Source organism: Amycolatopsis vancoresmycina, assembly GCF_000716785.1.
Lineage (GTDB): Bacteria > Actinomycetota > Actinomycetes > Mycobacteriales > Pseudonocardiaceae > Amycolatopsis > Amycolatopsis vancoresmycina.
Genome location: NZ_JNYY01000005.1, coordinates 243,731 through 262,350 on the forward strand (window position 1 = coordinate 243,731; position 18,620 = coordinate 262,350).

An 18,620-nucleotide genomic window follows, 5' to 3' on the forward strand; every position below is an offset into this window, starting at 1 on the left:
CAGCCTCGACCCAACCGGCCCCGGACCCGGCCCCAAGCCCGCGAGACTCCCCCTGGAGACCCCGCGGACCCACCGCATCCAGCCCTGCCGCATTCAGTTGTCGCCCACCCCCGGGCGTCTCCTCCTCCCCGGCGACCCACGCCGCCACCTGCGGTTTCTCGACCTGATCAGTTCTAGCACCCACCACCGACAAAAACCGGCCCTTGACCCCGAAAGCTACGAACATTAGCTTTAAAGCTATGAAGAGTAGCCACCATGTCCCCTAGAGCCGGCCTGACCACCGACGCCGTGGTCGAGCTCGCCGTCAAGATCCTCGACGAAGGCGGGCCCGGTGAGCTCACCCTCGCCAAGGTCGCCGAACACGCCGGTGTTGCCGCGCCCTCGCTCTACAAGCACGTCAAGAACCTCGCCGACCTGCGGCGGCTGATCGATCTGCGGGTCGTCCGGGAAATGGCCGACGCCCTCCGGACCGCCGCCACCGGGCGGGAACGCGGGGCCGCCGTCGGCGCCCTCGCCGACGCCTACCGCGACTACCTGCAGAACCACCCGCACCGCACCGGGGCCCTCACCGCCGCTCCGGACCGCGCCGACGACGAACTCAGCCGAGCCACCCACGCCGTCGCCGAGGTCGTCTTCGCCGTGCTGAGGCCCTTCGGCTTCGACCACGCCCAGGCCGTGCACGCGACCCGCTGCCTCCGCGCCGCTGTGCACGGCTTCGCCGGGCTCGAAGCGTCCGGTGGCTTCGGGCGCCCCGAAGACGTCGACGAAAGCTTCGAAGTCCTCAAAACCATGCTCGTACAGGGCCTCACGAACTACTCGGAGCAGAAATGAGCTTCCTTCTCGCCGTACTCCTCTTCACCGTCGGGCTCGGCGTGCTCGACGCCCGCTTCCCCTGGACGGAGGCCCGCCGATGATCGCCGGGCACTTCGGGCTGGCCGCCGCCGTCAAGGCGGGCCGCCCGGCCATTCCCGTCTGGACGCTCATGCTCGCCACGGCCTGGCTCGACGTCGTCTTCGTGCCGCTCTACCTCAGCGGCATCGAGACGGTCGACGGCGAGGGCTACGGCGGTGGCGTCATCCACGCCGACTACACGCACTCCCTCGTCGGTGCGCTCGTGCTCGCCGCGCTCTTCGGCGTCGTCGCGAGCAGGTGGCTCGGCCGCGAGGCCGGCCTGGTCCTCGGCGGCGTGGTGTTCTCGCACTGGCTGCTCGACCTCGTCGTGCACCGCGCCGACCTGCCGATCCTGCCCGGCAACGCCGGCGACCTGCCGACGTTCGGCTTCGGGCTCTGGCGGCTGCCCGCCGTCTCGGCCGTCGTCGAACTGCTGATGCTGGCCGTCGGCATCGGCCTCTACTGGCGCGCCGCCGCGAAACGCGACCCGAAACGCGCCCGGACGCTGGGCCTGTCGGCCGCGGCCTTCGGCGTCGTCACCCTCGCGGCCGATCTACTGGGCGTCTAGCAAGCGGAGCCGGCGACGGGCTGGGTGAAGGCCGCGGCCACCCACTTGTCGTCGGCCACCTTGCGGAAGCCGTTCTGGACGCCCGGCATCGCGTCGAACTGGGCGTCACGCAGGTACTTGCCGACGATCTTGGCGTTGCCGTCCGCCGATTCGCGGGCGTTCAGGACGTCCGCCGTCACCGTCACCTTGCAGCCGGTGGCCGAGGCGCCCGAAGCCTGCTTGCCGGTGTTCATGGCGTACACGATGACGACCAGGACGAGCGCGCCCAAGATGAGCAGAGTCTTCTTCGACATGCCTTCCTCCAACCGCCGGCCCCATCCCCCGCCAAGGGTAGGCAATCCTTTACCCGGACGGACAGCGCCGGACGCAGCAACCACCCGGAGGCGCCAGCGGCGCCCGCCGGAGGTGACACGGCGTGATCAAGCGAACGCCCCCTCCCCGGCGAACCGGGAAGGGGGCGTTCACCGAAGGGAACTCAGCCCTGGGCGATCTTCTTCGCCAGGTTGTCGTCCAGCGTCGCGAGGAACTCCTCGGTCGTCTGCCACGGCTGGTCCTTGCTGATCAGCAGCGCGAGGTCCTTCGTCATCTGGCCGCTCTCGACGGTCTCGACGACGACCTGCTCCAGCTTGTTCGCGAAGCCGATCAGCTCCTGGTTGCCGTCCAGCTTGCCGCGGTGCTCGAGGCCGCGCGTCCAGGCGTAGATCGACGCGATCGGGTTGGTCGAGGTCGGCTTGCCCTGCTGGTGCTGGCGGTAGTGCCGGGTGACCGTGCCGTGCGCGGCCTCGGCCTCGACGGTCCGGCCGTCCGGCGTGCGCAGCACCGACGTCATCAGGCCCAGCGAGCCGAAGCCCTGCGCGACCGTGTCGGACTGGACGTCACCGTCGTAGTTCTTGCACGCCCAGACGTAGCCGCCCTCCCACTTCATCGCCGCGGCGACCATGTCGTCGATCAGGCGGTGCTCGTAGGAGATGCCCTTGGCGTCGAAGTCGGCCTTGAACTCGTTCTGGAAGATCTCCTCGAACACGTCCTTGAACTGGCCGTCGTAGGCCTTGAGGATGGTGTTCTTGGTGGAGAGGTACACCGGCAGGCCGCGGTCCAGGCCGTACTGCAGCGAGGCGCGCGCGAAGTCCTCGATGGACTTCTTGAAGTTGTACATCCCCATCGCGACGCCGCCGCCCTCGGGGAACTGCGCGACCTGGAACTCCATCGGCTCGGAGCCGTCGTCCGGGGTGTAGCTGACGGTCAGCTTGCCCGGGCCGGGGACCTTGAAGTTGGTCGCCTTGTACTGGTCGCCGTGGGCGTGACGGCCGATGATGATCGGCTTCGTCCAGGTCGGCACCAGCCGCGGGATGTTCTGGATGACGATCGGCTCGCGGAAGATCACGCCGCCGAGGATGTTGCGGATCGTCCCGTTCGGGGACAGCCACATCTTCTTGAGGCCGAACTCCTCGACGCGCGCCTCGTCGGGGGTGATCGTGGCGCACTTGACGCCGACGCCGTGCTTCTTGATCGCGTTCGCGGAGTCGACCGTGACCTGGTCGTCGGTGCGGTCCCGCTCCTCGATACCCAGGTCGTAGTAGTCCAGGTTCACGTCCAGGTACGGGTGGATCAGCTTGTCCTTGATGAACTGCCAGATGATGCGGGTCATCTCATCGCCGTCGAGTTCGACGACGGTGCCCTGGACCTTGATCTTGGCCATGAGCAGCGGTGCTCCTTCCGCGGATCTTCGCGTTCTTCGATACGTCTCGCCGGTAGCGGTACAAGCGTACTGCTTGACGCACCTGGATGGTTCAAGTAGTGGTCGGCATCAAGTCTCCACCCGCGCTTTGTGGCCGGGATCACCGGGCGACGAACCCGCCGGTCAGCCGATCCGACCGCTCGCCGAGCGACCGTAGGTGTTCGGCGGTGAACCGGGGCACGATGCCACCCGTGAACCCATCATGCGGGAGGTGAGGCTGTGTCGACCCATCGGTACGCCGGCTACGAAGACGACTACGAGAACGACTACCAGGACTCCGACGACAACACCGAGACGCTCGGCGAACGGCCGCGCCGCGGCGCCGCGCACGTGGTCAGCGCGCTCGGCGGGCTCGTGCTCACGCCGGTCGCCCTCGGCCTCCTGAGCTGGGGCGGGCTGCGCCAGCAGCAGCTGATCCAGGCCACCCTGAGCACCAACCGCGACCCGCTGGGCATCGCGCTGCTGGCCGGCGGGGCGATCCTGCTGCTGGTCGTCGCCGCGCTCGGCGCGCTGTCGGCGGCCGGGCCGATCCTCGGCGGGCTGATCTACGGCGTGCTGCCCGGCGTCGCCGCGATGGCCGTGCCGGAGTGGGGGTTCAAGCTGGTCAACCTGATGCCGAAGAGCGACATCGCGTACGGCGTCATGGACTTCCTGTTCATCGGCGGCCTGCTCGGCGTGGGCTTCCTCCTGGTCGGCAGCGGACTGGCCGCGGCGCTGGTCCGGCGGCGGCGCGAGGCGTGACGAACGCCGGTGGCATCATCGGCGGATGGGACTGTTCACCGTCTCGGAGGCCCGCGCCGAGCTGACGCGCCTGCGGCCGGTCCTCGACGAACTGGTCCGCGTCCGCGCCGACGCGGCCGAGCTCGCGGCGTCGCTGCGCCCGGGCGGCCGGGCCACCGAGCTGGGCGGGCTGCCCGAGTGGAAGGCCGCCCAGGCCCGCCTCGACGACCTGATGACGACGGTCCAGCGCACCGGCGCCGAGCTCAAGGGGTTCGCGCCGCTGCTGGTCGACTTCCCGGCCGAGCTCGACGGCACCGACGTGCTCCTGTGCTGGCTCGAAGGCGACCAGGAGCTGGGCTGGTACCACCGCACCGACCTCGGTTTCGCGGGTCGCCGTCCGCTGAAAACCACTGGCCGGCCCGGTTAGGTTGGGTTGGTGAGCGACGAATCCCGGGCCGCGTTCTTCGACACCACGGCGGAGCACTACGACGACGACACGTTCCACGCCTCGGTGGCCTCCGCGCTGGTCGAACCCCTGCCGCCCGGCCCCGGCCTCGTGCTGGACGTCGCCACGGGGACCGGCTTCGCGGCGTACGCGGCGTTGCGGCTGAAGCCGACGCGCGTCCTGGCTGTCGATTTGTCGCCGGCGATGGTCGCGCGGGCGGAGGCCAAGGCGGACCTCGATCCCGAGCGGCGAATCGAGTGGCGCGTCGGGCCGGCGGTGCCGATGCCGGCCGAGGACCACTCGGCCGACGTCGTGTTGTGCGCGTCTTCGCTGCATTTCCTGGGCGCTGTCGCGTTCGAGGACTGGCTGCGCGTGCTGAAGCCCGGCGGGCGGCTGGCGTTCTCGGTGGTGTCCGGAGCGCGGTTCAAGCCGTCGGGCGCGTTCGCCGAGTACGTGCCGAAGGACCTCACGTTCCCGACCGACGAAGCCGAGGCGGCGGCGCTGGCGAAGGACTTCACCGACGTGTCGGCCCGGACCTTCACCCTCGACGACGGCGAACGCGTCCGGAGCGTCTTCGTGGTGCACGCGAGCTCACCGGTGCAGTGACGCCCCCTTGAGGATCTTGTCGACGGCGTTCTTCGGCCCGTGCACCGCGAGCCCGGCCAACGCCAGCTTCTCCCCCGGAACCGCGCGCACCGCCGCCCGGTTGTCGGCGTCGTTGCCGGTGTGGAACAGCTCGTCGGTGAAGATCGAGAACCGCAGCCCGCGGCCGAGGGCGCGCGTGTGCGCCGCGGTCAGGACGTCGGCGGTGCCGGAAAAGACCAGCACCGGCTGGCCGAACATCGGCAGGTACCCGGTGCCGTCGGCGTCGGCGTAGGGCTCGCCCATCAGCTCGGGCGTCACGTGGGCGATCCCGCTCACCAGGAACGCGGTGACGTTCAGCCGCTGCCAGGACGCCAGGTCGTCGCGGAGCAGGACGGCGATCTTCGTGTCGAAGGAACTCATGCCGGTCACGATCGCGCGGCCACGACGTCGCCGTCTTGTACGTTCTTGACATGGCGGACGTCGAAGCCTGGCGACCGGCGGTCCCGGGGATCGCCGAGGTCTTCCACGCGCGCTTCACCACGCACGCCTACCCGCTCCACACGCACGACACGTGGACGCTGCTGATCGTCGACGACGGCGTCATCCGCTACGACCTCGACCGCCACCACCACGGCGCGCTCGGCCCGGCGGTGACGCTGCTGCCCCCGAACGTCGCCCACGACGGGCGCGCCGCGACCAGCCACGGCTTCCGCAAGCGCGTGCTCTACCTGGACACATCGGTGCTGGGCGAGGACCTCATCGGCGCGGCGGTCGACCGGCCCAGCGTCGCCGACGGCCTCCTGCGCACCCGGATCCACCAGCTCCACGAGTCCCTCACCGAGCCGGGTGACGCGCTCGAAGCCGAGAGCCGGCTGGTGCTGGTCGCCGACCGCCTGCGCACCCACCTCGGCCACCCGGCGGCGCACCCGCCGAAGCGCGGCCTCGCCGACGACCTCCGCGACCTCCTCGACGCGCGCCTGCCGGAAGCGGTGACGCTGGCCGAAGCGGGCGAGACACTCGGCGCGCACCCGGCTTACCTCGTGCGCTGCTTCGGGGCACGGTTCGGCCTGCCGCCGCACCGCTACCTGACGGGCCGCCGGGTGGACCGCGCCCGCCGCCTCCTGCTCGACGGCGCCCCGGCCGCCGAGGTAGCGGCGGCCACCGGGTTCACCGACCAGGCCCACCTGACCAGGCACTTCAAGCGCTACCTCGGCACGACGCCGTCGCGCTACCCGAAAACCCGGTGACGACGTCGTTACGATCCGGGCATGGGGTTCCTCGCCAGGATCGGCGGCCTGCGGTTCGCGGTCACCGTCCTCACCGGCATGACCGCGCTCCAGATGGCGCTGATCGCGTTCGGCAACATCACCGACTTCGGCACGAACCAGGCGTTCGTGCAGCACGTGCTCGCGATGGACACGACGTTCAAGTCACCGGACATGATGTGGCGCGCGATCACCAGCCCAGCCCTGCAGAACGCGGCGTACGTGGTGATCATCGCGTGGGAGACGCTGACGGCGCTGGTGCTGATCGCGGCGTTCGTGGCGTGGCTCCGCGGCAGCCCTTCGGGCCGGCGGCTTTCGACACTCGGCTGGGTGATGTGGGTACTGCTGTTCGGCGCCGGGTTCATCGCCATCGGCGGCGAGTGGTTCCAGATGTGGCAGTCGGACAAGTGGAACGGGCTGCAGCCGGCGTTGCAGAACTTTCTGATCGCGACGGTCGCGCTGGTCATCGCCCACCTGCCGGCGGTTCAAGGAGCTTCCGGCGCTACTAGCAGGGCCCACTCGCCGGGCGCGGAGCGCGGAGCCGGTGAAAGCGAGTAGCCGTCGGGCCATTCGTGGTCGCCCTCAGTTTCGCGGAGGTCGAGGCGCGCCCACGCACCATCTACTTCGGGTAGATCGTCGCGGAACTTGGCTCCGGGGAACTTCACGGCACCGCCGAACTCAGCGCCCAGGAACATGGTCGATCCAGCGAATTTTGCGGCGTGGAAGTAGGACGACCCGCCCAGCCTGGCATCCATCATCTCGACGCCGTTCGCGAAAACCGTGCCCATGAACGACACGGTGCTGCCGACTTGCATGGCGTTGAAGATCCCGTCGGAGCTGAATACAGCTCCCGAGAAATGCGCGTCTTCCTCGCAGTGCGCCCCCGTGAAGTCAGCAGAGCCGTCGAAGTGGGTGCCGATGAAGATCGCCCGCTCGAACTTCGCTCGTTCGAAGGAAGCATGTCCGTGGAAAACTGCCTCGGCAAATTCGGAATAGCCGACCATCCGCGCCTCGTCGAAAAACGCGTCGCCGAGAAATGTCGTCCCCCGGCAGCTGGGCCCACCCAGGAAAGTCACCCGCTCGAACCGGGCCCGATCGACCCGGCACGAGCGCAGATCGAAGTCGATCAGGGTCGCCTCGCGGAGATCAAGGGCGATGCCTGGCCAATAGGTGGCGACCGGCTCGTCGGGGTCAGGACCCGGATGGAGGTGCCTGGACAGCACGGCCTGAACCGTCAGCCGGACCTCACGCTCGCGGAGCAGTTCGTGGGCATCGACGGAAACCGTGCGTCCCGGCGGGCGGATCCCGGTTCGCGCCAGGGGTCGGTGCACGCCCGGTCGGGGTGATGGCGGCTGCGGTGGTGTGTAGGGCGTTCGCAGATACGCGCAGAGGACGTCGACCACGGCCTGCCGGTGCTCTGGGTTGTTTTGCGCCACCCGTTCCAGGCCGTAGACACCGCCGTGACGCACTGGCGGCTTGTCCGAACCGAGTTGCTCGATCGCCTTCAGGTACAGCTCGGTCAGCCGCCGTTCCGCGGCGTCGTGCCGCTGGTCGGCCGCCGCGCGCTCGGTCGACCACTGACGGCGGGCGGTGAGGACGAGGGCTGCCACCCCGCCGGTGCCTGCCCCGATGGTGAAGCCCGTCTTCACGAGGTCGAGTCTGTCGCCCGGGTCGTGCACATCCACCAACACCGCGAGCAGCACCAGCGCCAGGGCGGTCAGCAGGCCGATCGGCACCACGACGGCGACCGCTGTCCACCACCAGGTACCGCCACGCGAGCGTATCCGCTCGATCGCGCGGCGCCGCGCTTTCTTCATCAAAACCGTTCTACTGCGCTTTCGCCGCGGCCTTCGTGGCCTTCTTGAACGCCCGGACCTCCTGCAGCGTTTTAGGGCTCACGACGTCCGCGATTGAGCGGCGTGATCCGCGGTCCCCGTACGCGCCTGCTGCTTCGCGCCAGCCCTTGGGGTGGACGCCGTACTGCTTGCCCAGGAGCGCTAGGAAGATCTTTGCCTTCTGCTCGCCATAGCCCGGCAGGGCCTTCAGGCGTTTCAGCACCTCCGGGCCATCTGGCTTGGGGCGGCCAGATGTCCAGATGGCCGTTGCGTCGCCATCGTAGTTCTCCACAATGTGCTGGCAGAGGCCGTACACACGGCGGGCCATCGAACCGCCGTAACGGTGGATCGCCGGCGGTGTCACACACAGCTGAACGAACTCCTCGATGTCCGCCTCGGCGATCTTGCGGACGTCGAAGCCGTCCATTCGGTCGGCGATCTTCCGCGGCCCGATGAAGGCGACCTCCATCGGAATCTGCTGGTCGAGCAGCATGCCGACGAGCAGCGCAACCGGGTCCTCGCTGAGCAGCCGGTCGGCCGCTTCTTCGCCGGTCAGGTGCAGTTCACGCGTCATGCGCGCCATCTTCGCAGGCCGCGCCGCCGCCGGGGACCTCCGGGAGTGCTCAGCGCACCCAGACGCGCAGCGGGCCGAGCGCCGAGGCGCCGTGGTCCAAGGCGATCCGCAGTGCGTCGCCGTGCTCGTAGCCGGCCACCGGCAGGCCCGGGAACGCCGCCGCCACCGCCGCCACCGCGCCCGGCCAGGCGCGGGCCGGTCCCGAGAAGTTGGACAGCCCCACCACGTCGTCGCCGCGGTGGGCGACGACCTGCGCCGGGCCGCTGGACAGCACCGCCACCGAGTCGTCCCGCGGGAAGGCATGGCCGGTCACCCGCCGCCAGCCCGGCTCCGGGACGCCCGGGCCGCACGCGATCCACGTCGCTTCGAAGAGCACCGAGAAGCCCGGCAGGTCCAACGTCGCGAAGCTGTCCTTCACCGAGCACCCCGCCGACCCGTCGACGAACGGCAGGACGTCGGCCGCCGTCGCGGCCGGGGTCAGGGTCACCGCGTCCGGGTAGTACTCGGGCGTCCGGGACGGCGATGTCCACGCCCGGGAGCCGAACACCCCGCCGCACACCAGATCGCACCACGCCGCGTTCTCCGCGACCGTCCACTCGAGACGCGTCACAGCAGGCCCGCCAGCTTGTACAGCACGAGACTGCCCGCCACCGCGACGTTCAGGCTCGCCCCGGTGCCGACCATCGGGATTTCGACCACGCTGTCGAGCAGGTCGAGGGCCTCCGGCGGGATCCCGGTCTGCTCGTGGCCGAGCACGGCGATCGTGCGGCCCCGGGCGGCGGGCAGGTCGGCCAGCCGGACGGCTTCCTCGGCCAGCTCGACGCCGACCACCTTCGTGCCCGCCGCGCGCTCGCGCGCCAGCCAGCCCGGTGGGTCGTGCACCCAGTGGACGCAGGCCGGACGCCGCAACGTGTTTCCCCTCCGCAACGCTTCGGGCACCCACGGGAACCGCGGCACGGCGAGACACGCACCGACCGCGTCGCACGTGCGCAGGAGGGTGCCGAGGTTCGCGCCGTGCATCGGCCACAGCGGGGCGGCCACCAGGTGGCCCCAACAGGGATGTGCCTTGCTGCGCCGGGACTTCCGCAACTCGCCTGGCGTGCGGACCCGGACCGAAGGGCTCACCGGCGCCGAGGCGCGGCGCCTCCGATTTCGTTGATCACGTCCCGATTCTAACCCGTTCGCGGGGTCCACGGGCGGAGTTTCCGCTCCTACCCTGGACACGGAGGTGAAGCCCATGCACGCAGGAGTAGGAGACGAAATCCAGGTGCACGGCCGGACGGTGGGGTCGGCCGAGCAGCGCGGCGAGATCCTCGAAGTCCGCGGGCCCGACGGTGCCCCGCCCTACCTGGTGCGGTTCGCCGACGGGCACGAGGGGCTCGTCTACCCCGGGCCCGACTGCGAAGTCCAGACCCACGCCGACTAGACGGCGACCGGTTCCCGAGACTCGCGGACGCGCCCCCACGCCGAGCCCACCAGCAGCAGCGCGACGAGGGTGAGCGCGGCCGCGACCTCGGGCAGCAGCAGCGGCCCGCCCGAAGCGAGCACCGCGCCGCCGACCACGCCGGACAGGCCGACGCCGAGGTAGATCGCGGACGCGTTGAGCGAGAGCACCAGGCCGGCGTGGCCCGGCGACAGCTCGATCAGGCGGTGCTGCACCGGCGGGTTGAACGACCACGTCGCCAGGCCCCACACGAACAGCGAGATCCCGGCCGCGACCGGTGTCACGGTCGTCAGCGGCAGCAACGCCATCACGGCGGTGATCGCCACGGTGACCACCAGCAGCGGGGCCCGCGAGCCCCAGCGGTCGGTCGCGCGGCCGCCCGCGAAGTTGCCGATCGCGCCGCCGACGCCGTAGCAGAAGAGCAGCACCGTGACCGTCGTGCCGTGCACGCCGGCCGTCGCGGCCAGCAGCGGTGACACGAACGTGTACACCATGAACGCGGCGAGGCAGGCGAGCACCGTCGTGGCCAGCATGACGAGCACCCGCGGGTCGCGGCCCGCGGCGAACCGCTCGGCCAGCCCCACCCGCGGGGGCGCCGCGACCGTCGGCAGCGCGAGCCGCACGGCCACCGCGCTCGCCAGCGAGAACGCGGCGACCAGCGCGAACGCCGTCCGGTAGCCGAGGTGCTGGGAAATGAGGCTGCCCAGCGGGACGCCGAAGATGAGCGCGACCGTCAGCCCGCCGAACACCATCGCGACCGCGCGGCCCCGGCGTTCGGGCGCGGTGAGCTCGGCCGCCACGGCGCTGGCCGCCGGCGTGAACACCGCGGCGCCGACCGCGGTCACCACCCGGGCCACCAGGAGGGAGCCGTAGCCGGGCGCGAGCGCGGCGAACAGGTTGCCGGCGCCGGTGACGGCGAGCGCCGCGACCAGCAGCGTCCGGCGTTCCCAGGTGCCGGTGGCGGCGGCGAACAGCGGCGAGCCGACCGCGTAGGCGATGGCGAACGCGGTGACGAGCTGCGCGGCGGCCGTCGCCGAGACGTGCAGCTCACCGGTCAGCGCGGGCAGCAGCCCGGCGACGATGTAGCCGCTGGTCCCGACGCCGAAGGCGCCGAACGCGAGGACCGAGATCCTCGAAGGAGCAGGTGCGGACATGGGCTGGGCCCCCAAGCGAAGCAGGGATAAGTTCGACGAACGTCGTAGTTCGACAGTCACCGTACTACGACTCGGCCCGCAATTTCGACCGGCGTCGTACAATGGGCCCATGGCCAAGACCGACACGCTGCCCCCGATCGCCCACCCGGCCCGGGAGGAGATCACCGTCGAAGGCGTGCTCCGCGCCCTCGCCGACCCCGTGCGGCTGGCCATCGTCCGGCAGCTCGCGGGCACCGAGCAGGAAATCGCGTGCGGCGGCCTCACCGTGCCGGTGACCAAGTCCACACTCACCCACCACCTGAGCATCCTGCGCCAGGCCGGCGTCGTCGCCGGCCGCCAGGAGGGCACCACCCGGTTCAACTCGTTGCGCCGCAACGATCTCGACGCCCTGTTCCCGGGCCTGCTGAACGGCGTACTGGCCGCTCAGCGCTGATCACCGCGTTACGGTGTGGATCGTCACCCGATATCGGGATGACAACCGGCCCCCTCGCTTGTTGGACTGGGCGTAGGCAGCTCACGGCGCTGGGGCCGATCGGCTGTCTTTATTTATGCCCACCTACTGAACCGATCCAGAGATCTAGGCTCAGTAATCGTTTACCCACCCTGGAAGGAGTGCCGTGCCCGTCGCGCTGCTCGCGCTCGCCATCGGAGCTTTCGGCATCGGGACCACCGAGTTCGTCATGATGGGCGTGCTGCCCCAGGCGGCCGCCGACTTCGGCGTCGACATCCCGGCTGCCGGCCACCTCATCTCCGCCTACGCCCTCGGCGTCGTCGTCGGCGCCCCGCTGCTCACCGCGGTCGCCGTCCGGCTGCCGCGCAAGACCATGCTGCTGGCCATGATGGGCCTGTTCACGCTGGGCAACGCCCTCTTCGCGCTGTCACCCAACCAGGAGTTCGGCATCGCGTTCCGGTTCCTGGCCGGCCTGCCGCACGGCGCGTTCTTCGGCGCCGGCGCCGTCGTCGCCTCCAGCCTCGTCGCCCAGGGCGACCGGGCCAAGGCCGTGTCGCTGATGTTCCTCGGCCTGACCCTGGCGAACGTCATCGGCGTGCCGCTGGGCACGCTGCTCGGCCAGCAGGTCGGCTGGCGCGCCACCTTCGGCGTCGTCGCCGTGATCGGCCTGGTCGCCATCGCGGCCATCGCGAAGCTCGTCCCCCACCAGGGCAAGCCCGCCGCCGAGGCGTCGCTGCGCAACGAGCTCGGCGCGTTCAAGCGGCCGCAGGTGCACCTCGCGCTGGCGATCGTCACGTTCGGGCTGGGCGGCGTGTTCGCCTGCCTGTCGTACATCACGCCGATGCTGACCGACGTCGCCGGCTACTCGCCGTCGAACGTCACCCTACTGCTGTCCCTGGCCGGCGTCGGCATGACGATCGGCAACCTGCTCGGCGGCCGGCTGGCCGACCGCGCGCTGATGCCGAGCCTGTACATCGCGCTGCTGGCGCTGGCGTCGGTGCTGGGCATCTTCACCATCACCGCCCAGGGGAAGATCGGCGCGGCGATCACGATCTTCTTCGTCGGCGTCGCCGGGTTCATGATCGGCCCGATGATGCAGGCGCGGATCATGGAGAAGGCGGGCGGCACCCCGTCCCTGGTGTCGGCCGCCGTCCAGTCCGCGTTCAACATCGCCAACTCGATCGGGGCCTACCTCGGCGGGCTGGTGATCGCAGGCGGGCTCGGCCTGGTCGCCCCGAACTGGGTCGGCGCCCTGCTCGCCGTCTTCGGCCTGACGCTCGCGGTCGTCTCGGGCACGCTCGACCGCCACGAAGCAAAAGCCGAACGGCGTGAGCTCGCCCTCGCGTCCTGACCCTGCCGCGGCTGCTCGTGAGTGGTAAGGCGAGTTCTAACTCGCCTTACCACTCACGAGGCGCTGAACGGGCCGCCGATGATCGTCAGTGCGACGTACAGCACCGCCGCCGCCAGCGCGGTGAACGTCACCACGTCGACGATCTTGCCGCGGATCGCCAGCAGGCCGGCCCGGGCCGTCGGCAGCACCGCCCGCAGGGCCGCGGCGAGGAGGAGCGCGACGCCGATCAGCGCCGCGCCCTCCCGCCAGTGGTACTGGAAGATCCGCAGCGCCGCGACCGCCACCACCAGCAGGACCGCCGCGAACGGGAGCTGGGTGAACCGGGACGGCCGGTGACCGGACACCTCCCGGCGCTCCTCGGTCATCGTCATCGGCCCGCGACCGAGCGCTCCGCCGCTTCGACGACGTTGCTGACGAGCATCGCCCTGGTCATCGGGCCGACCCCGCCCGGGTTCGGTGAGATCCAGCCGGCGACCTCGGCGACTCCCGGGTGGACGTCGCCGGTGAGCTTGCCGTCCACATGGGACACGCCGACGTCGAGCACCGCGGCGCCGGGGGCCACCATGTCCGGCGTGATGATCCCCGGCACCCCGGCCGCGGCGATCACCACGTCGGCGCGGCGGACCTCGGCGGCGAGGTCGCGGGTGCCGGTGTGGCACAGGGTCACGGTGGCGTTCTCGCTGCGGCGGGTCAGCAGCAGGCCCAGCGTCCGGCCGACGGTGATGCCGCGGCCGACCACGGTGACCTGCGCGCCGTTCAGCGCGACGCCGTGCCGCTTGAGCAGCTCGATGATCCCGTACGGCGTGCACGGCAGCGCGCCCTGCTGGCCCAGCACGAGCCGGCCGAGGCTGACCGGCGCGAGGCCGTCGGCGTCCTTCTCCGGGTCGATCCGCTCCAGGACGCGGTTCGCGTCGAGGTGCTTCGGCAGCGGCAGCTGGACGATGTAGCCGTGGCACGCCGGGTCGGCGTTCAGCTCGTCGATGACGGCCTCGAGCTTCTCCTGGGTGATGTCGGCCGGCAGGTCGCGGCGGATCGAGTTGATCCCGATCTTGCCGCTGTCGGCGTGCTTCATCCGCACGTACGAGTGCGACCCCGGGTCGTCGCCGACCAGGACGGTGCCCAGCCCCGGCGTCACCCCCTTCGCGGCCAGGGCCGCGACGCGGGGCTCGAGCTCCGCGAAAATGGCGTTCTTGGTGGCCTTGCCGTCGAGAATCTTCGCCGTCACGGGCCCCATTCTGGCAAAGCGACCCCCGCGCGTCGCTTCCAGGCGCGGGTGGTCGCAGCCCGTAGACTCGCCGCTACCCCACACGGTCCAATCGCGACGGTGAGCGCGATCAAGCTGTGACCTACCGCACGTCGCATCACCCGAGGTCAGGCGCGGTGCCGCCGGGTGGCCGGGCGGCAAAACCCACATGCGGGGTGCACTCGCGCGCGCGAGCAGTCAAAATGTCCCCGTGGCACAACCGACGACGCAGCTGAACGCGACCGAGCAGGACACCCTGGTCAAGCAGATCGGACTTGCCCTGCTCCGTGCCGCCCCGCGCGACTGGCGCAAGGTCACCGCGGAGTACCGAGCCGTCGGGAGGTACCACGAGCTGACCGGCGAGATCGTCACCGAGGACGGCACGGTCCACGAGTGGCTCGCGACGCACGACATCGCGACCCTCTTCGGCCGCCTCCGCGGCGGCATGTACCGCGACGGCCGCGGAACGTGGTTCAACGCGCGCTACCAGCTCGACCACCCGTCCAGCTACAACCTCGAGTACAACCGCGACGAACCGGTGTGGAACCTCGCGCCGCCGCCGCAGGCCTACTCCGACGAGCTGCGGATGTTCCCGCGCACCGAGGAGAACGTGCCCGAATGGCTGATCCGGCGGATGTCCGGGCTCGGCCCGGAGCAGCCGGGGCCGCACTTCCGGATCGCCCGGATCTTCGACACCGTCGGCCCGGCCGGCCGCCCGGTGATCAACCGCCCCGACCTCGAGGTCGAAGAGCAGGACCGGCTGCTGGAGTACCTGGAGCACGCGCCGCTGGTGGTGCCCGAGCGCGGCTACGACATCGACCGGCTGGCCGCGGCGCCCGAAGCGACCGTCCCGGTCGCCTTCCACAGCGACGGGCAGTGGATCTGGCCCGCCGCCGTCAACTTCTACCTGCACAAGTACGGCGTTTCGCCCGAACCCGACCTGGTCGAGCACGTCCGCGCGGTCGGCTTCACGATGCCGCCGGTGGATGAGGGGACACTGCAGGCCGCCGCCGGGTACCTGACCCGGGGCAACCAGCCCCCGCCGCAGCAGCGCCCGGCCGGGCCGCCGCCGCAGGGCCCGCCGCTCCAGCAGGGTCCGCCGCCGCAAGGCCCGCCGCCGCAGGGTCCGCCGCCGATGCCGCCGCAGCAGCAGGCGCCGGTGGGGCCGCCGCCCGGCGCCGCGCCGGTCGCGCCGCCGATGCCGCCGCAGCACCAGGAGCCGCCCGCCCCGGTGGAGGCGGCGCACGCCCCCGCCGAGCCGGAGGCGCCCGCCGAAGAGCACGAGTACGCCGAGGACGGCTACGACCAGGAGTTCGACGACCGCTTCGCCGAGGAAGACGAGCAGTACGGCGAAGAGGACTACGACCGCCAGGCCGAGCACGCCCCGGGGTCGAACGGCACGTCACCGGAGCCGGGCCGGGTGCCCGACCTCGACGAGACCGCGGAATACGTCCCCGACCAGCCGATCGGGCACGAGCCGGAGGCCCCGCGGGAGGACGAGCACGCCGCCTTCCAGCCGCCGCACGAAGACGACCACGCCTTCCAGCCGGAGCAGCACGAAGAGGAACCGCACGACGACGAGCCGGGGCACGCCGCGTTCGACGCGGGCCCGGTCCGCCAGGACGACGAGCCGTCCCACGCCTTCCAGGCCGACCAGCCGCACGACGACGAGCACGCCTTCCAGCCGCAGCACGACGAGGAACCGGCGCACGCGTTCCAGTCACCGGGGCCGGACGAGGCCCCGCACGCGTTCCAGCCCCCCGGCCAGCCGCCGCGGCCGGACGAGGCCCCGCACGCCTTCCAGCCGCCCGGCCAGCCGCAGCATCACGACGACGAGCCGGCACACGCGTACCAGCCGCCGCAGCGCGAGGACGCGCCTCCGCAGCCCTTCCAGCCGCAGCGGCACGATGACGAGCCGTCGCACGGCTTCCAGCCCCAGCGGCACGACGACGAGCCGTCGCACGGCTTCCAGCCGCCGCGGCGGGGTGAGCAGCCCGCGTTCGACCCCGGGCCGCCGACCATGATCACCCAGCCCGAGGTTCCCGGTGTGCTGCCCGTGCCGGAGCCGCCGGCGCCCCAGCCCGCCGCCCAGACCGAGCCGCCCGCGGCCCCGCGGCCGGGCCGCCGGGCGCTGCGCCGCGAGACCCCGGACCACCCGGTGCTCGCCGGGCTGCAGGCCAAGCTGGACGAGCTCGACGTGCCCGAAAGCGGCTACAAGCTGGGCGAACCCGCCGAACACGGGTGGAGCGTCGAGGAGGTCGAGGACGGCTGGCGCGTCGGCTGGTACGACGGCAAGCTCAGCAACCCCGCGGTCTTCGGCGACGCCGAGGACGCGGCCGCGTTCATGCTCGGCAAGCTGCTGCTCAACCCGGAGGGCCACGTGCCCGCCGAGGAGCCGCCCGCGCCGGAGCCCGAACCGGAACCCGAGCCGGAGCCGGAACCGGCGCCGCAGCGGGTCGTCGCGACGCTGTCGCCGGAGGTCGCGACCGGTTCGTACCCCGTCCGCAAGCCCGAGCCGCCGGTGCCGCCGCAGGAGCAGACGGCGTTCACCAGCGCCGAGGAGCTGTTCGGCGACATCGAGGACGACGAGCCGCCGACACCCCCGCGCCCGCCCGTGCCACCCGCCCCGGTCCCCGCCGGGCCGCCGCCGGTGGACCGGCAGCAGGCCGGTCCGCCGCCCGCCGCCCCGGCACCGCCACGGCGTGAGCCGCCGCAGCAGGCGCCGACCGTCCTGGCCCCCGTGCCGCCCGCACCGCCGGTGCCCCAGGGCGGGCCGGCCCGGCCGGCCGTCAACGGCGGTGGTGGCGGTGGCCAGCAGCAGTGGCCGATCTCGCCGATGGCGGGCGAACCGCCGCTGACGCTGTTCCGCGGCAAGGAACTGCGCGAGCTGCCCGCGGGCAGCGAGCTGGACCGCTTCGGCGGCCCGAACGGCAACCTGACGTACGCGGCGGGCACGCCGTTCGCCGAGCGGTCGCTGGTACCGGAGTGGGTGAACCGCCCGTACCACGTCTACCGGGTGCAGCGGCCGCTGGAGACGCTGGCCGGCGTCGCGATCCCGTGGTTCAACCAGCCGGGCGGCGGGTCGGCGTACCTGCTCCCGGCGTCGATCGAAGAGCTGCTGGCCGAGGGCGACCTGATCGAACTCGACCCGGGCGAACCCCCGATCGACTGAACGCCCGCGAAGGCCCCGGTTCGCCGGGGCCTTCGTCGTTTTCAGCGGATGATCAGGCCGTGCGCGGCGGCGAAGGCGATCGCCGTCTCGACGTCGACCTCGGCGCCCCGCAGGTCGGCCTGCACCAGGGCGTTCGCGTCGAGGCGCGCGCCGCGCAGGTCGGCGCCCTCGAGCTTCGCGCCCTGCAGCCGGGCGCCGGTCAGGTCGCTGCCGCGCAGGTCGGCGCCGGTGAGGTCGGCTTCGGTCAGGTTGGCCTCGCGCAGCCGCAGCCCGGAGAGCCCGAGCCGGCGCAGCCGCGCCTTCGAGAACGACGCCAGTGACAGGTCGCACTCGGTCAGCGCGATCCCGCCGAAGCCGCTGTCGGTGAACGACGTGCCCAGCAGCGAACACGCGGTCCACCGGCTCTCGGCCAGCACGGTCCGGTCGAAGGTGCACGAGCGGAACGCCGAGGCGTCGTGCCGCGAACGCGACAGGTCGGCCCGGGTGAACACGCAGTCGTCGAAGGTGCAGCCCCGGGTCCGCAGCCCGCTCAGGTCCGCCCCGGTGAAGTCGCAGCCGGTGAACCGCCGCTTTTCCCACCACTGCCCGGACAGCACCGCTTCGCGGTAGTCCTCCCCCGTCTCCAGCACGGCCCCAGGGTGCCACACCCGCTACCGGCCCAACTCACCCTGGACGTACTTCATCGCCTCGACGTACTCGGGCAGCTGCGCGCGGCGCGCCATCTCGGCTTCGTCCAGCTCCTCGAGCCGCGTCTGGATCCACCAGAGGTTGCCGAAGGGGTCGCGCACGCGCCCGACTCGGTCGCCGAAGAACAGCACCGTCTGCCGGGTGACCTCGGTGGCGCCCGCTTCGATCGCGCGCCGCTGGGTCTCTTCGCTGTCCGGCACGTAGAGCCGCAGGAACGCCGGGGTGGCGGCCCAGCCGTCCGGCGAGTCGAACGCCATCACGACCGCGTCGCCGATGCGCACCTCCGCGTGGCCGATCTTCCCGTTCTCGCCGACGACCCGGCCGAGCTCCTCGGCGTCGAAGGCGGCCTTCAGGAAGTCGAGCAGGCCGGCGGTGTCGTGGCCGATGATCCACGGGGTGACCGTCGTGTAGCCGTCGGGAACCATGATCTCCTCCTCGGTTCGAGGAACCGAGGCTATGAGCGATATAGGTCAGATCCTGGCCGCTGCATACTAATT

General features: G+C 71.4%; 23 protein-coding genes. 11 read left to right on the top strand and 12 right to left on the bottom strand.

Going from position 1 to position 18,620, the window contains the following annotated elements:
* Positions 1 to 255: 255 nt before the first annotated feature.
* Both OO60_RS13125 and OO60_RS13130 read left to right on the top strand, forming a co-directional pair.
* Complete coding sequence (locus OO60_RS13125; RefSeq protein ID WP_033261420.1) at positions 256 to 831, top strand: TetR/AcrR family transcriptional regulator; 576 nt, start codon at positions 256 to 258, stop codon at positions 829 to 831.
* A gap of 79 nt (positions 832 to 910) precedes the next feature.
* Positions 911 to 1,459 (top strand): hypothetical protein, encoded by a 549-nt coding sequence (locus tag OO60_RS13130; protein ID WP_003064239.1) that lies wholly within the window; start codon positions 911 to 913, stop codon positions 1,457 to 1,459.
* Here the strand turns inward: OO60_RS13130 and OO60_RS13135 are convergent.
* Both OO60_RS13135 and OO60_RS13140 read right to left on the bottom strand, forming a co-directional pair.
* Positions 1,456 to 1,752 carry an SH3 domain-containing protein gene (locus tag OO60_RS13135; RefSeq protein ID WP_003064242.1) on the bottom strand — a complete coding sequence of 99 codons (297 nt, stop codon included), beginning with the start codon at positions 1,750 to 1,752 and terminating at the stop codon, positions 1,456 to 1,458. The genes OO60_RS13130 and OO60_RS13135 overlap by 4 nt on opposite strands.
* Before the next feature lie 182 nt (positions 1,753 to 1,934).
* Complete coding sequence (locus tag OO60_RS13140) at positions 1,935 to 3,158, bottom strand: NADP-dependent isocitrate dehydrogenase (RefSeq protein WP_003064245.1); 1,224 nt, start codon at positions 3,156 to 3,158, stop codon at positions 1,935 to 1,937.
* Positions 3,159 to 3,416: 258 nt separating this feature from the next.
* Between OO60_RS13140 and OO60_RS13145 the strand changes: the two genes are divergently transcribed.
* From OO60_RS13145 to OO60_RS13155, 3 genes are read left to right on the top strand one after another with little or no spacing between them, the layout of a single operon-like run.
* Positions 3,417 to 3,938, top strand: a complete 522-nt coding sequence (locus OO60_RS13145) for a hypothetical protein (RefSeq protein WP_003064248.1) — start codon at positions 3,417 to 3,419, stop codon at positions 3,936 to 3,938.
* A 25-nt stretch (positions 3,939 to 3,963) separates the two neighbouring features.
* Positions 3,964 to 4,344: a DUF2203 domain-containing protein gene (locus OO60_RS13150; RefSeq protein ID WP_003064253.1), complete on the top strand. Its 381-nt coding sequence runs from the start codon at positions 3,964 to 3,966 to the stop codon at positions 4,342 to 4,344.
* 9 nt (positions 4,345 to 4,353) lie between these two features.
* Positions 4,354 to 4,968, top strand: coding sequence for a class I SAM-dependent methyltransferase (locus tag OO60_RS13155; RefSeq protein WP_033261421.1), 615 nt, complete (start codon positions 4,354 to 4,356; stop codon positions 4,966 to 4,968).
* On the opposite strand, the gene OO60_RS13160 is transcribed toward OO60_RS13155, so the two are convergent.
* Positions 4,954 to 5,367: a DUF2000 domain-containing protein gene (locus OO60_RS13160; protein WP_033261499.1), complete on the bottom strand. Its 414-nt coding sequence runs from the start codon at positions 5,365 to 5,367 to the stop codon at positions 4,954 to 4,956. The two genes, OO60_RS13155 and OO60_RS13160, sit on opposite strands and share 15 nt — an antisense overlap.
* A 50-nt stretch (positions 5,368 to 5,417) precedes the next feature.
* On the opposite strand from OO60_RS13160, the gene OO60_RS13165 reads away from it, so the two are divergent.
* The gene (locus OO60_RS13165; protein ID WP_003064261.1) at positions 5,418 to 6,194 is read left to right on the top strand and encodes an AraC family transcriptional regulator; all 777 of its coding nucleotides are present in this window, start codon (positions 5,418 to 5,420) and stop codon (positions 6,192 to 6,194) included.
* Between the two features lie 21 nt (positions 6,195 to 6,215).
* Positions 6,216 to 6,770, top strand: a complete 555-nt coding sequence (locus OO60_RS13170; protein ID WP_003064265.1) for a DUF2165 domain-containing protein — start codon at positions 6,216 to 6,218, stop codon at positions 6,768 to 6,770.
* On the opposite strand, the gene OO60_RS46430 is transcribed toward OO60_RS13170, so the two are convergent.
* Genes OO60_RS46430 through OO60_RS13190 form a run of 4 tightly spaced genes read right to left on the bottom strand, consistent with a single transcriptional unit; the run spans position 6,698 to position 9,662 of the window.
* Positions 6,698 to 8,029, bottom strand: a complete 1,332-nt coding sequence (locus tag OO60_RS46430; RefSeq protein ID WP_051767679.1) for a pentapeptide repeat-containing protein — start codon at positions 8,027 to 8,029, stop codon at positions 6,698 to 6,700. The genes OO60_RS13170 and OO60_RS46430 overlap by 73 nt on opposite strands.
* Positions 8,030 to 8,039: 10 nt before the next feature.
* Positions 8,040 to 8,621: an HhH-GPD-type base excision DNA repair protein gene (locus OO60_RS13180; protein WP_003064273.1), complete on the bottom strand. Its 582-nt coding sequence runs from the start codon at positions 8,619 to 8,621 to the stop codon at positions 8,040 to 8,042.
* Between the two features lie 49 nt (positions 8,622 to 8,670).
* Positions 8,671 to 9,231: a hypothetical protein gene (locus OO60_RS13185; RefSeq protein ID WP_003064275.1), complete on the bottom strand. Its 561-nt coding sequence runs from the start codon at positions 9,229 to 9,231 to the stop codon at positions 8,671 to 8,673.
* Entirely contained in the window at positions 9,228 to 9,662 is a 435-nt protein-coding gene (locus OO60_RS13190) for a TrmH family RNA methyltransferase (protein WP_003064277.1), read from the bottom strand. The genes OO60_RS13185 and OO60_RS13190 overlap by 4 nt, the downstream gene beginning before the upstream one ends.
* A 196-nt stretch (positions 9,663 to 9,858) precedes the next feature.
* On the opposite strand from OO60_RS13190, the gene OO60_RS13195 reads away from it, so the two are divergent.
* Positions 9,859 to 10,047: a DUF1918 domain-containing protein gene (locus OO60_RS13195; RefSeq protein WP_033261422.1), complete on the top strand. Its 189-nt coding sequence runs from the start codon at positions 9,859 to 9,861 to the stop codon at positions 10,045 to 10,047.
* Here OO60_RS13195 and OO60_RS13200 read toward each other — a convergent pair.
* On the bottom strand, positions 10,044 to 11,219 hold the full coding sequence (locus tag OO60_RS13200) for an MFS transporter (RefSeq protein WP_003064283.1): 1,176 nt from the start codon (positions 11,217 to 11,219) through the stop codon (positions 10,044 to 10,046). The genes OO60_RS13195 and OO60_RS13200 overlap by 4 nt on opposite strands.
* A 109-nt stretch (positions 11,220 to 11,328) precedes the next feature.
* On the opposite strand from OO60_RS13200, the gene OO60_RS13205 reads away from it, so the two are divergent.
* Both OO60_RS13205 and OO60_RS13210 read left to right on the top strand, forming a co-directional pair.
* Positions 11,329 to 11,652 carry an ArsR/SmtB family transcription factor gene (locus OO60_RS13205; protein ID WP_003064286.1) on the top strand — a complete coding sequence of 108 codons (324 nt, stop codon included), beginning with the start codon at positions 11,329 to 11,331 and terminating at the stop codon, positions 11,650 to 11,652.
* Positions 11,653 to 11,836: 184 nt separating this feature from the next.
* Positions 11,837 to 13,021 (top strand): MFS transporter, encoded by a 1,185-nt coding sequence (locus tag OO60_RS13210; RefSeq protein ID WP_003064290.1) that lies wholly within the window; start codon positions 11,837 to 11,839, stop codon positions 13,019 to 13,021.
* A gap of 53 nt (positions 13,022 to 13,074) precedes the next feature.
* Here the strand turns inward: OO60_RS13210 and OO60_RS13215 are convergent, their stop codons facing one another.
* Positions 13,075 to 13,392 carry a DUF3017 domain-containing protein gene (locus tag OO60_RS13215; protein ID WP_003064292.1) on the bottom strand — a complete coding sequence of 106 codons (318 nt, stop codon included), beginning with the start codon at positions 13,390 to 13,392 and terminating at the stop codon, positions 13,075 to 13,077.
* On the bottom strand, positions 13,389 to 14,246 hold the full coding sequence (locus tag OO60_RS13220; protein ID WP_003064295.1) for a bifunctional methylenetetrahydrofolate dehydrogenase/methenyltetrahydrofolate cyclohydrolase: 858 nt from the start codon (positions 14,244 to 14,246) through the stop codon (positions 13,389 to 13,391). Before OO60_RS13220 ends, OO60_RS13215 begins: the two co-directional genes overlap by 4 nt.
* 187 nt (positions 14,247 to 14,433) lie before the next feature.
* On the opposite strand from OO60_RS13220, the gene OO60_RS13225 reads away from it, so the two are divergent.
* Entirely contained in the window at positions 14,434 to 17,436 is a 3,003-nt protein-coding gene (locus OO60_RS13225; protein ID WP_051767680.1) for a TNT domain-containing protein, read from the top strand.
* Between the two features lie 41 nt (positions 17,437 to 17,477).
* Here the strand turns inward: OO60_RS13225 and OO60_RS13230 are convergent, their stop codons facing one another.
* Complete coding sequence (locus OO60_RS13230) at positions 17,478 to 18,065, bottom strand: pentapeptide repeat-containing protein (protein WP_003059516.1); 588 nt, start codon at positions 18,063 to 18,065, stop codon at positions 17,478 to 17,480.
* 21 nt (positions 18,066 to 18,086) lie between these two features.
* Positions 18,087 to 18,548: a VOC family protein gene (locus tag OO60_RS13235; RefSeq protein ID WP_003059518.1), complete on the bottom strand. Its 462-nt coding sequence runs from the start codon at positions 18,546 to 18,548 to the stop codon at positions 18,087 to 18,089.
* Positions 18,549 to 18,620: the final 72 nt, after the last annotated feature.

Excerpts from the sequence above, each read along its gene's own strand:
- OO60_RS13135 (WP_003064242.1), bottom strand. The coding sequence starts at position 1,752 with ATGTCGAAGAAGACTCTGCTCATCTTGGGCGCGCTCGTCCTGGTCGTC.
- OO60_RS13150 (WP_003064253.1), top strand. The coding sequence starts at position 3,964 with ATGGGACTGTTCACCGTCTCGGAGGCCCGCGCCGAGCTGACGCGCCTG.
- OO60_RS13140 (WP_003064245.1), bottom strand. The coding sequence starts at position 3,158 with ATGGCCAAGATCAAGGTCCAGGGCACCGTCGTCGAACTCGACGGCGAT.
- OO60_RS13225 (WP_051767680.1), top strand. The coding sequence starts at position 14,434 with ATGCGGGGTGCACTCGCGCGCGCGAGCAGTCAAAATGTCCCCGTGGCA.
- OO60_RS13180 (WP_003064273.1), bottom strand. The coding sequence starts at position 8,621 with ATGACGCGTGAACTGCACCTGACCGGCGAAGAAGCGGCCGACCGGCTG.
- OO60_RS13195 (WP_033261422.1), top strand. The coding sequence starts at position 9,859 with ATGCACGCAGGAGTAGGAGACGAAATCCAGGTGCACGGCCGGACGGTG.
- OO60_RS13200 (WP_003064283.1), bottom strand. The coding sequence starts at position 11,219 with ATGTCCGCACCTGCTCCTTCGAGGATCTCGGTCCTCGCGTTCGGCGCC.
- OO60_RS13130 (WP_003064239.1), top strand. The coding sequence starts at position 911 with ATGATCGCCGGGCACTTCGGGCTGGCCGCCGCCGTCAAGGCGGGCCGC.
- OO60_RS13205 (WP_003064286.1), top strand. The coding sequence starts at position 11,329 with ATGGCCAAGACCGACACGCTGCCCCCGATCGCCCACCCGGCCCGGGAG.
- OO60_RS13165 (WP_003064261.1), top strand. The coding sequence starts at position 5,418 with ATGGCGGACGTCGAAGCCTGGCGACCGGCGGTCCCGGGGATCGCCGAG.
- OO60_RS13160 (WP_033261499.1), bottom strand. The coding sequence starts at position 5,367 with ATGAGTTCCTTCGACACGAAGATCGCCGTCCTGCTCCGCGACGACCTG.
- OO60_RS13170 (WP_003064265.1), top strand. The coding sequence starts at position 6,216 with ATGGGGTTCCTCGCCAGGATCGGCGGCCTGCGGTTCGCGGTCACCGTC.
- OO60_RS13215 (WP_003064292.1), bottom strand. The coding sequence starts at position 13,392 with ATGACGATGACCGAGGAGCGCCGGGAGGTGTCCGGTCACCGGCCGTCC.
- OO60_RS13125 (WP_033261420.1), top strand. The coding sequence starts at position 256 with ATGTCCCCTAGAGCCGGCCTGACCACCGACGCCGTGGTCGAGCTCGCC.
- OO60_RS46430 (WP_051767679.1), bottom strand. The coding sequence starts at position 8,029 with ATGAAGAAAGCGCGGCGCCGCGCGATCGAGCGGATACGCTCGCGTGGC.
- OO60_RS13235 (WP_003059518.1), bottom strand. The coding sequence starts at position 18,548 with ATGGTTCCCGACGGCTACACGACGGTCACCCCGTGGATCATCGGCCAC.